This window comes from Bradyrhizobium sp. UNPF46 (genome assembly GCF_006658625.1).
GTDB classification, from domain to species: domain Bacteria; phylum Pseudomonadota; class Alphaproteobacteria; order Rhizobiales; family Xanthobacteraceae; genus Bradyrhizobium; species Bradyrhizobium nitroreducens.
This window is the reverse complement of record NZ_LFJB01000059.1, coordinates 18902-30000: the sequence shown is the minus strand read 5'-3', so window position 1 is coordinate 30000 and position 11099 is coordinate 18902. Positions and strand designations below refer to the sequence as shown.

The following is an 11099-nucleotide window of genomic DNA, read 5'->3' as shown; positions in this document are numbered from 1 at the left end:
CCCGTAACCAGAAGACGAATGCTCACTCGATGAAAGTGGTGGGCCTGGGAAGACTTGAACTTCCGACCTCACGCTTATCAAGCGCGCGCTCTAACCAACTGAGCTACAAGCCCCTAACGCTTATCCTGTTAAGGACCGGGGATTCTGCATGCTTGCAGCCCCAGCGCGTGTTCGTCCGCGAAGAAAGAGAAACGAAGACGGCGAAATCCCGCCAATGCAGCTCAACGATCTGGCGATCTGTTGGCCACTGATGTTTCTAAAACAGCTCGATAGAAGCAAGCTTCTGAAGAGCCATCCTTAGAAAGGAGGTGATCCAGCCGCAGGTTCCCCTACGGCTACCTTGTTACGACTTCACCCCAGTCGCTGACCCTACCGTGGCCGGCTGCCTCCCTTGCGGGTTAGCGCACCGTCTTCAGGTAAAACCAACTCCCATGGTGTGACGGGCGGTGTGTACAAGGCCCGGGAACGTATTCACCGTGGCGTGCTGATCCACGATTACTAGCGATTCCAACTTCATGGGCTCGAGTTGCAGAGCCCAATCCGAACTGAGACGGCTTTTTGAGATTTGCGAAGGGTCGCCCCTTAGCATCCCATTGTCACCGCCATTGTAGCACGTGTGTAGCCCAGCCCGTAAGGGCCATGAGGACTTGACGTCATCCCCACCTTCCTCGCGGCTTATCACCGGCAGTCTCCTTAGAGTGCTCAACTAAATGGTAGCAACTAAGGACGGGGGTTGCGCTCGTTGCGGGACTTAACCCAACATCTCACGACACGAGCTGACGACAGCCATGCAGCACCTGTGCTCCAGGCTCCGAAGAGAAGGTCACATCTCTGCGACCGGTCCTGGACATGTCAAGGGCTGGTAAGGTTCTGCGCGTTGCGTCGAATTAAACCACATGCTCCACCGCTTGTGCGGGCCCCCGTCAATTCCTTTGAGTTTTAATCTTGCGACCGTACTCCCCAGGCGGAATGCTTAAAGCGTTAGCTGCGCCACTAGTGAGTAAACCCACTAACGGCTGGCATTCATCGTTTACGGCGTGGACTACCAGGGTATCTAATCCTGTTTGCTCCCCACGCTTTCGTGCCTCAGCGTCAGTATCGGGCCAGTGAGCCGCCTTCGCCACTGGTGTTCTTGCGAATATCTACGAATTTCACCTCTACACTCGCAGTTCCACTCACCTCTCCCGAACTCAAGATCTTCAGTATCAAAGGCAGTTCTGGAGTTGAGCTCCAGGATTTCACCCCTGACTTAAAGACCCGCCTACGCACCCTTTACGCCCAGTGATTCCGAGCAACGCTAGCCCCCTTCGTATTACCGCGGCTGCTGGCACGAAGTTAGCCGGGGCTTATTCTTGCGGTACCGTCATTATCTTCCCGCACAAAAGAGCTTTACAACCCTAGGGCCTTCATCACTCACGCGGCATGGCTGGATCAGGGTTGCCCCCATTGTCCAATATTCCCCACTGCTGCCTCCCGTAGGAGTTTGGGCCGTGTCTCAGTCCCAATGTGGCTGATCATCCTCTCAGACCAGCTACTGATCGTCGCCTTGGTAGGCCATTACCCTACCAACTAGCTAATCAGACGCGGGCCGATCTTTCGGCGATAAATCTTTCCCCGTAAGGGCTTATCCGGTATTAGCACAAGTTTCCCTGTGTTGTTCCGAACCAAAAGGTACGTTCCCACGCGTTACTCACCCGTCTGCCGCTGACGTATTGCTACGCCCGCTCGACTTGCATGTGTTAAGCCTGCCGCCAGCGTTCGCTCTGAGCCAGGATCAAACTCTCAAGTTGGACTTGAACTTTGAACCGGCTGATCACAACGTTTGACGAGGTCCCACCATTATCGACCGAAGTCGATGTGCTGCCCGCGATTCACATCGCTGGCAACGATGGTGTTTCCTTTAAAACGTGTACCGCCGAAGTCTTTCGTCCGGTCCCGAACCCGAAAAGCCGAAGCTCTTCAAGAGCGAGACCCGCAAGGACTCCGCCGTCCACGTTTCTCTTTCTTCATCTTCACTTGTCAAACAGCCCGGGACCGATGAGGCCCCAACCTTCCAGAGAGGAAGGGTTCCGACACCCTTACCGACGATGGATGAACTCCAACCGACTGGTGTCGGCTGTTGTGTTCACTCAACAAGGTGAGGAGCATCAGTGGCGCGTTCGCTCGCCTTGGTCAGTGACCCGGCGGCGCCGCGCTCAGTGGTTGGGGTTATAGGCCCCACCTTCCGGGCTGTCAACGCCAATCGTCAACAAATCGTCGCACAGTGGATCGTCGAAAAAATTCAAGCGATTCCAATCAATTAGCGACCCATGGAATGCGATGGCCGCCCCCGCGCGGCAAAAAATCTGAAAAAAAGTTTGCTCACTGGCGGGCTCCCGAGGGGGCTTCAGGGCCCCTCCGGAGCCCCCCTCCCGGCGCCCTTCCAGGCCCCCACCACCCGGCCCGGGCGGGCGGGGACCTTCCCCGGCCCGACCGCTCTGGGCCGACGGGCCCTTCTGTGCCCGAGGGGGCTTACGCCCGCTCGGGCCGGGCCCCGCCCGTAGTCAGACGGGGCCAGTTAAGGCCGCCCGTTCAGGAAACTTTTTCCATGACAGGCGCCGTACTTGAGCCACAATCCCGCGGCGTTCTGATAAGAGACAAGCTTGAATCGCGGGATGCCAGTGGGGGCTGCCGGCGGTTTTCATGGGGTCAGAGGAAGGCGATCTTGCAGATGACGCGGCCTTCCCCGGACATTCGAGAGACATCGAGAGCGCTTTTTCCGTCCAGCTGTTCGTAATTTCGGCCGGTCCCCGTCGGGGGCCTCCTGAGCGCGGACGCCTGTGCGGCTTGCCTTTTTCCGGCGATGCCCCTTCAAGAGGGCGACGAGGACAAGGTTCGGACCGGGCTTCTTGGGTCGTTGATTGGGGGACTTGAGTGAACCACAGGACGTCACGCGGCGCTTACGGGCGTGAGACCGGGATCATCGATCTCGGCCACGAGCCGCCGCTGTCCGTCGACGGTTCCGAGGCCGCCGTGATCGACCGCCGCCGCGTTTCGGTGCAGTGGTTCAGCGGGACAATCTTGACCGGACTCTGCGGCGCAGCCCTGATCGGCGGCGCCGTTTTCGCATCGCTCGACGGCGAAATGACCTTCGCCAAGGTGCCGGAGCGGGTCGAGGGCGCGCTGCGCGGTGCATTCGGCGCCGCCGATCGCGCCGCCACGCTGCACAAGAGCGACCGCCTGCCGCCGCCGAGCGAATCCACGGCATCCCGCAACATCGTGCGCGTCTCCACCGTCGCCCGCGTCGGCAACCGCGACGTGATGCGGGTGCGTCCCTTCGTGCGGATCGCCGGCAATCTGTCCATGACGACGAGCGATCTGTCGGCGAAGATTCCGCCGTTCAACGCCCAGCGCCTGCTCACCGATGTCGGCTCCGATCCGAAGACGGCAGCGGAAGACCCGAACAATCCGGAAGCGGTCGAGCCCGACGCGGAAGTCTCCTTCGTCACCAAGGACCTGTCGTCGGTGCTGCCGAAGGCCAAGATCTCCGCCGTGGTGGCGCTCGACGACATCCTGATGCGGGTGCGCGACGCCGCCAATTGGCGCGGCAATGGCGGGGTGCGCTACGCCTCGCTCGCCAATGCCGCCGCCGACATTTCCGGCGCGACCGGGCCCTCCGACATCAGAACCGCCTACGCTCCCGAGGCCTCGCCCTCCGACCCCTATGCCGGCTTCGAGACGCGCGTGGTGCCGGAAAACGTGACGCTGCTGCCCAAGACCAAGGAGCAGATCACCGGCGGCAATCCCAACGGCGAACGCGTCCATCTGGTCAAGAAGGGCGACAGCGTCGCTTCGGTGCTGCGCGATCTCGGCGCGAACGCCGAGGAGATCAAGGCGATCACCGCGACGCTCGGGCCCCGCGGCCGCGACGGCGGCCTGAAGGAAGGCGAGAAGCTCCGCATCCTGATGGCGCCCGCGAATCCCGGCGCCCGCCTCCAGCCCTACCGCGTCGTCGTCGCCAACGAGACCATGGTCGAGGCGATCGCGGCGCTGTCCGATCTCGGCAAATACGTCGCGGTCGACGTCTCCAGCATGAACACCGTCGCCGACGCTGCGGCCAACGCGAGCAGCGACGACGATGACGACGATGACGGCTCCGGCGTGCGGCTGTACCAGAGCATCTACGAGACCGCGATGCGCAACAAGGTGCCGATGCCGGTCATCGAGGACATGATCAAGATCTACTCCTACGACGTCGATTTCCAGCGCAAGGTGCAGCCGGGCGATTCCTTCGACGTGTTCTATGCCGGCGAAGACGAGGGCGTGACGTCGAGCGAAAAGAACGACGTGCTGTTCGCCTCCCTCACCGTCGGCGGCGAGACCAAGAAATACTACCGTTACCAGAGCCCCGACGACGGCGTCGTCGACTACTATGACGAGACCGGCAAGAGCGCGAAGAAGTTCCTGGTCAGGAAGCCCGTCAACAACGCCATCATGCGCTCGGGCTTCGGCGGTCGCCGCCATCCGATCCTCGGTTATGTGAAGATGCACACCGGCGTCGACTGGGCCACCTCCTACGGCACGCCGATCTTCGCCTCCGGCAACGGCGTGATCGAGAAGGCCGGCCCCGAAGGCGGCTACGGCAAGTACATCCGCATCAAGCATTCCAACGGCTACGAGACCGCCTACGGCCACATGTCGGCCTTCGCCAAGGGCATGGAGGCGGGCAAGAAGGTGCGTCAGGGCCAGGTGATCGGCTTCGTCGGCTCGACCGGCCAGTCGACCGGCCCCCACGTCCACTACGAGATCCTGGTCAACGGCCGCTTCGTCGATCCGATGCGCGTGAAGCTGCCGCGCGGCCGTTCGCTCGAAGGCCCGATGCTCGCAAGCTTCGAGAAGGAGCGCGACCGGCTCGAGGGCATGATGAGCGGCCGCGGCGGCGCCATCGCCCGTATGTCGGACGCGACCGGCGGCCCATTGCAGGTCAGCAACCGCTGATAGCAACCGGCCGAGACCGGCCGGACATCGTCAAACACAATCCGAATTCATCGTTGTTCGCGTGAGGCTGCTTGCCAGCGTCACAACGTGAAGTTTCGTTTGCCAAAGCGGCCCGAGGAGCGAATACTTTCCAAAAAACGGGAGGTCTCGCCATGAAGAACAGGCTCGCCTGCACAGCCTTCGTCGCTGCGCTTTTGGCTACCACGACCGCATTTGCCGACAATTGGGAGGTGACGAAGCTCGTTCCCGGCTCGGCCTTCCATGGCGTGCACGGACTCGGTGTCGACAAGGCCGGCCATCTGTTCGCCGGCAGCGTCGCCGGCGCTGCGCTCTACGAGGTCGACATCACAGGCGGTACCGCCAAGGTTGCAATCCCGTCTCCTGTGGGCATGGCCGACGACATCGCGTTCGCGCCTGACGGCACCATGGCCTGGACCGGATTTCTGACCGGCGACCTCTATTCGCGCAAGGGCGAGGGCCCGATCAAGAAGCTCGCGAGCGGCCTTCCCGGAATCAACTCGCTCGCCTTCCGCAAGGACGGCCGGCTCTACGCCACCACCGTTTTCCTCGGCGACACGCTCTATGAAATCGACGTCGAGGGCGTGAAGCCGCCGCGCCAGATCATGGAGAAGATGGGCGGCCTCAACGGCTTCGAGTTCGGTCCCGACGACAAGCTCTATGGCCCGCTCTGGTTCAAGGGCCAGGTCGCCAAGGTCGACGTCGACAAGGCCGAGCTGACCGTCGTCGCCGACGGCTTCAAGATCCCGGCCGCGGTGAACTTCGATTCCAAGGGCAATTTGTGGGTGGTCGACACCGCGCTCGGCCAGCTCGTCCGGGTCGATCCCAAATCGGGCGCCAAGACGGTGGTCGCGCAACTGAAGCCGTCGCTGGACAATCTCGCGATCGACGACAAGGACCGCATCTACGTCTCCAACATGGCCGACAATGGCATCCAGGAGGTCGATCCCGCGACCGGCCAGGCCAGGCAGGTCATCGTCGGCAAGCTCGCGCTACCGGGCGGCATCGGCGTCACTAGCGAGAACGGCAAGGATACGATCCACATCGCCGACGTGTTCGCCTATCGCACAGTGGACGGCGCGACCGGCGAGGTCACCGAGAAGGCCCGCATGCACGCTGCAGGCACCACGCTCGAATATCCGATGAGCGCGACGGCGCGGGACAACGACGTGGTGCTGTCGAGCTGGTTCACCGGCACCGTGCAGGTGATCGACGCCAAGACCGGCGCAACGCGCGACATGCTGCACGGCTTCAAGGCGCCGCACGATGCGATCGTGCTCGCGGACGGCAGCATCCTGGTGGCGGAGCTCGGCACCAAGTCGCTGGTCAAGGTGAGCGGCGAGCACGGCAAGGACCGTACCACGCTGGTTGGCGGCCTCGAGGGCCCGATCGGGCTCGTTCGCGGGAAGACTGACGAGGTCTATGTCACGGAGGCCTTCGCGGGCACCGTGTCCCGGATCGACAGCAACGGAGAGAAGACCGTGGTCGCCAAGGAGCTGAAAATGCCGGAGGGCATCGCACGCGGCAGTGACGGCACGCTGATCGTGGCGGAAGTCGGCGCCAAGCGACTGATCGCGATCGCGCCGGACAACGGTACGGTCACCGAGATCGCGGCTAATCTTCCAATCGGGCTCGAGGGCGCGCCCGGCGGATTGCCGACCAATATTCCAACGGGCGTCGGCATCGGAGCGAGCGGAGTGATTTACTTTTCGTCGGACGTGGAGAACGCGATCTACAAGGTGGTAAAGAAATAAACGCGTTCCATTCGGCCGTCGGCCTCGGTGAGCCACCAGCAGAATGATGTCGACGAACGACGGCTCAACCACGCCTAGATCAAGGTCAAAATGGCAGGTGGCTATTTTTGGTGCCCGCTACGCAACCGCATACTTGCCATCGGCTGCCAGTGTCACCTCGATCGTATCATTACCGGCCTCGATCGCGGCCTTCGCCGCGGTCTTGGCGGCGGCCGCCGATGCTGCGTCTGGTACAGGTCCGCTAGCATCAAATTCCGTGGTACCAGTATAAGTACCGTTATTGTTCAGTGTGAGAGTTATTTTCATGGCTTCTTCGTTGATGTTGAACTCTACGAAGCTGATCGCACTTTGCCTGCTAGTTATAAGTTCAGACATCACTCCCTCCAACATTGCTACTTCGCCACTCAAGTGAGCTTGAGGCAGTCCATAACCTGGCGTCTAACCGTTACTAGACCTGAACTCGTGAGGATGCTTCGCACGTCTTTATATCCCTTGGGCAAGCAGGCATTCGCTGCGTTCAGGTTGGTCCGATTGATTGGCGTATTGCCCCCACCTGGCCTTAGAAAGGCATCCAAAATTCTGGTGGATGAATCCGGGCTATAAATTCCGCTTATAACAACGGCCTTCTGCAAGGCGGCGTCATCCGCCGCCTCTCCCGATTTTCCGACAGCTTCAATCAATCCAGCGGTGAGTGTACCGGCCCGATAATAGTCTTCGAGATCATGGAGGGCCGCCGAGAGCGGGTAAGCTGCCGACGTTGCGTCGCGTAAGGGAATAATGCGCTTGGCAATTTCATCACGCTTCGCTCGCATATGTCCTTGAGCGATCTGAATCGTCTTCGCGATGACAATTTCGCTGTCATAGAATCCACGAGCTGCGCTCACCCCAGACGAGGCGCCTGCCAGAATTTGCGCGGAGCGAAGCGGAGTTGTGAGCGAACTCGCGATTGTCAGGGTTTGCGCAACCACCGACGTGCCAAAGCCGAACTTCTGTCGCTCATTCGTCAATGCCGTCTCATACTCCGAGTACTCGAGATCGATGATGTACATCCGTCGCGCGATGATTTCATTGCGATAGAAGACTCGATCGCCTTCGGCTGTCGGACTGCGTGAGTCCACAGAATAGTAACGTTCGACCATTCCCTGGATGTGGCGATTGCCGTCAGCGCCCGTATCGCCGTCCAACCACGCGCGTGCGCGCGATAATTCTTCTGCCGGGGTATAGAGCCTATCGGGCCCGCTATCCCAAGTCTTGCACCCCGATAAGACAAGGCCGGCCAGCATCAAGACGCTGAACGCTATTCGTCGACGCAACGCCCCCACGCTACGCATCCCACGCCCCCTTAACTCCCCGTTAGGGATTGTGGCGACGATGTGACGGGTTGTTCAAGAAGATTCGTACAGCCAGAGCGATAAAGCGCTTGCCGTGTTTCATTTGCACAACACCCCTTCTGCGTGCAGCGCACCAAAATTGTAGATGGCGTGCATATGTCGGTGAGGCTGCACCAGACCGCGTGCGCACGACGGGCAGCAGGGCTCCGGCAGGTGCCGTGAACTTGCCAACGTCCCCTCAAGAAAAATCGCCCCGGAGAGGTTGGCCTCTCCGGGGCGATCATCGTTTCAGGCTTCGAACGCCGGCCTCAGTTCAGCTTCCGCTTCGCCGTCGGCGCCTCGAACTGGGCGATCTCGGCGGTCTGCGGCGCCTTGCCGTTGAAAGTCAGCACGTTGCCTTCGGACGAGATCGCAACGTTGTCGCCGTCCTTGACGTCGCCGGCCAGGATCATCTCGGCGAGCGGATCCTGGAGGTGACGCTGGATCACGCGCTTCAGCGGCCTTGCGCCGTAGGCGGGGTCCCAGCCCTTGGCAGCCAACCAGTCGCGAGCCGCGGCATCGAGCGTCAGAACGATCTTGCGGTCGGTCAGCAGCTTCTGCAGCCGCGCGAACTGGATCTCGACGATCCGGCCCATCTCGCTCTTCTGCAAGCGGTGGAACAGGATGATCTCGTCGACGCGGTTGAGGAATTCGGGCCGGAAATGCCCGCGCACCATGCCCATCACCTGTTCGCGCACGGCCGAGGTGTCCTCGCCCTCCGGCTGGTTCACCAAATACTCCGAACCGAGGTTCGAGGTCATGATGATCAGCGTGTTGCGGAAGTCGACCGTGCGGCCCTGGCCGTCGGTCAGGCGGCCGTCGTCGAGCACCTGCAGCAGGACGTTGAAGACGTCAGGATGCGCCTTCTCGATCTCGTCGAACAGCACGACCTGGTAGGGCCGGCGCCGCACCGCCTCGGTGAGCGCGCCGCCCTCATCATAGCCGACATAGCCCGGAGGCGCGCCGATCAGCCGTGAGACCGAGTGCTTCTCCATGTATTCGGACATGTCGAGGCGGACCATCGCGGTCTCGTCGTTGAACAGGTACTCCGCCAAGGCCTTGGTCAGCTCGGTCTTGCCGACGCCGGTCGGGCCCAAGAACATGAACGAGCCCGTGGGACGGTGCGGGTCCTGCAGGCCTGCGCGCGAACGGCGCACGGCGGTCGCGACCGCACGCACGGCCTCGGCCTGGCCGACGACGCGCTGGCCGAGCTGCTCCTCCATCTTCAGGAGCTTCTCCTTCTCGCCTTCCAGCATCTTGTCGACCGGCACGCCGGTCCAGCGCGAGACCACCTGCGCGATGTGGTTGGCGGTGACCGCCTCCTCCACCATCTCGCCGGAGTTCTCCTTGGCCTCGATATCGGCAAGCTGCTTCTCGAGCTGCGGGATCCGGCCATAGGCCAGCTCGCCGGCCTTCTGGAATTCGCCGCGCCGCTGCGCATTGGCCAGCTCGACACGCAAGCCGTCGAGCTCGGCCTTCAGCTTCTGGGCATCGGAGAGCTTGTTCTTCTCCGCGCTCCAGCGCGCGGTCAGCGCCGCCGACTTCTCCTCGAGCTCGGCAAGATCCTTTTCCAGGGTCTGGAGCCGGGACTTGGAGCCGGGATCGCTCTCCTTCTTCAGAGCCTCCTGCTCGATCTTGAGCCGGATGATCTCGCGGTCGAGCGAATCCAGCTCTTCGGGCTTGGAATCGACCTGCATCTTCAGCCGCGCCGCGGCCTCGTCCATGAGGTCGATGGCCTTGTCGGGCAGGAAGCGGTCGGTGATGTAGCGGTTGGACAGCGTCGTCGCCGCAACAAGCGCGGAATCGGTGATCCGCACGCCGTGGTGCTGCTCGTACTTGTCCTTCAGGCCGCGCAGGATCGAGATGGTGTCCTCGACCGAGGGCTCGCTGACGAAGATCGGCTGGAAGCGCCGCGCAAGCGCCGCGTCCTTCTCGACGTGCTTCTGGTACTCGTCGAGCGTGGTCGCGCCGATGCAGTGCAGCTCGCCGCGGGCGAGCGCCGGCTTGAGCAGGTTGGAGGCGTCCATCGCGCCGTCGCCCTTGCCGGCGCCGATCAGCGTGTGCATCTCGTCGATGAACAGGATGAAGGTGCCCTCGCTCCCGGTCACTTCCTGAAGCACGGCCTTCAGCCGCTCCTCGAACTCGCCGCGGTATTTTGCACCGGCAATCAGCGCGCCGAGGTCGAGCGACAGCAGCTTCTTGTCCTTCAGGCTCTCGGGCACGTCGCCATTGACGATGCGCAGCGCGAGGCCTTCGGCGATGGCGGTCTTGCCGACGCCGGGCTCGCCGATCAGGACGGGATTGTTCTTGGTCCGGCGCGACAGCACCTGGATCGTGCGGCGGATCTCCTCGTCGCGGCCGATGACCGGGTCGAGCTTGCCGTCGCGCGCCGCCTGGGTGAGGTCACGGGCATATTTCTTCAGCGCGTCATAGGCGTTCTCGGCGGTCGCGCTGTCGGCCGTGCGGCCCTTGCGCAGCGCCTCGATTGCCGCATTGAGGTTTTGCGGGGTGACGCCGCCCTTGTTGAGGATCACGCCGGCCTCGCTGGTCTTCTCCAGCGTGAGGCCGAGCAGCAGCCGCTCGACCGTGACGAAGCTGTCACCGGCCTTCTCGCCGGCCTTCTCGGCCGCGTCGAAGGTGCGGGCGAGCTCGGGTGCCAGATAGATCTGCCCGGCACCGCCGCCGGAGACCTTCGGCACCTTGCCGAGAGCGTCCTCGGTGGCCTTCAGAATTGCGCGGGAATTGCCGCCGGCGCGGTCGATCAGGCCGGAAGCCAGCCCCTCATTGTCGTCCAGCAGGACCTTCAGCATATGCAGGGTGGAAAACTGCTGGTGCCCCTCGCGCATCGCAAGCGACTGCGCGGACTGGATGAAGCCCCTGGAGCGTTCGGTATACTTTTCGATATTCATCTCTTTTGTCCCTCGGCCTGCCCTCGGGGCCCTCTAAGGCACCCCAATACGGCATCTTCATTGGGTTTCCG

Annotated in this window: 5 protein-coding genes, 2 tRNA genes and 1 rRNA gene (1 of these 8 cut by a window edge); 2 read left to right on the top strand and 6 right to left on the bottom strand. The window is 62.2% G+C overall.

The window, feature by feature from the left end:
* The 3 genes from UNPF46_RS22845 to UNPF46_RS22835 all read right to left on the bottom strand — a co-directional run.
* Window positions 1-3, bottom strand: a tRNA-Ala gene (locus UNPF46_RS22845); it reaches 73 nt to the left of the window's first position.
* A gap of 33 nt (window positions 4-36) precedes the next feature.
* Window positions 37-113 (bottom strand) — tRNA-Ile (locus UNPF46_RS22840).
* A 188-nt stretch (window positions 114-301) separates the two neighbouring features.
* A 16S ribosomal RNA gene (locus tag UNPF46_RS22835) occupies window positions 302-1790 on the bottom strand.
* A 1123-nt stretch (window positions 1791-2913) separates the two neighbouring features.
* Between UNPF46_RS22835 and UNPF46_RS22825 the strand changes: the two genes are divergently transcribed.
* Window positions 2914-4977, top strand: coding sequence for a M23 family metallopeptidase (locus tag UNPF46_RS22825; RefSeq protein WP_142251512.1), 2064 nt, complete (start codon window positions 2914-2916; stop codon window positions 4975-4977).
* Window positions 4978-5129: 152 nt separating this feature from the next.
* The gene (locus UNPF46_RS22820) at window positions 5130-6749 is read left to right on the top strand and encodes an NHL repeat-containing protein (protein ID WP_142251511.1); all 1620 of its coding nucleotides are present in this window, start codon (window positions 5130-5132) and stop codon (window positions 6747-6749) included.
* 117 nt (window positions 6750-6866) lie between these two features.
* On the opposite strand, the gene UNPF46_RS22815 is transcribed toward UNPF46_RS22820, so the two are convergent.
* The 3 genes from UNPF46_RS22815 to clpB all read right to left on the bottom strand — a co-directional run bounded on the left by UNPF46_RS22815 (window position 6867) and on the right by clpB (window position 11028).
* Window positions 6867-7124 carry a hypothetical protein gene (locus UNPF46_RS22815; protein WP_142251510.1) on the bottom strand — a complete coding sequence of 86 codons (258 nt, stop codon included), beginning with the start codon at window positions 7122-7124 and terminating at the stop codon, window positions 6867-6869.
* A 29-nt stretch (window positions 7125-7153) separates the two neighbouring features.
* A complete protein-coding gene (locus UNPF46_RS22810) occupies window positions 7154-8080 on the bottom strand; it encodes a hypothetical protein (RefSeq protein WP_142251509.1) in 927 nt (308 codons plus the stop codon).
* A gap of 308 nt (window positions 8081-8388) precedes the next feature.
* Window positions 8389-11028: an ATP-dependent chaperone ClpB gene (gene clpB, locus UNPF46_RS22805; protein WP_142251508.1), complete on the bottom strand. Its 2640-nt coding sequence runs from the start codon at window positions 11026-11028 to the stop codon at window positions 8389-8391.
* Window positions 11029-11099 lie beyond the last annotated feature (71 nt).

Bases quoted from the DNA above. Each gene is read 5' to 3' on its own strand.
- UNPF46_RS22820 (WP_142251511.1), top strand. From the start codon at position 5,130: ATGAAGAACAGGCTCGCCTGCACAGCCTTCGTCGCTGCGCTTTTGGCT.
- UNPF46_RS22815 (WP_142251510.1), bottom strand. From the start codon at position 7,124: ATGTCTGAACTTATAACTAGCAGGCAAAGTGCGATCAGCTTCGTAGAG.
- UNPF46_RS22810 (WP_142251509.1), bottom strand. From the start codon at position 8,080: ATGCGTAGCGTGGGGGCGTTGCGTCGACGAATAGCGTTCAGCGTCTTG.
- clpB (WP_142251508.1), bottom strand. From the start codon at position 11,028: ATGAATATCGAAAAGTATACCGAACGCTCCAGGGGCTTCATCCAGTCC.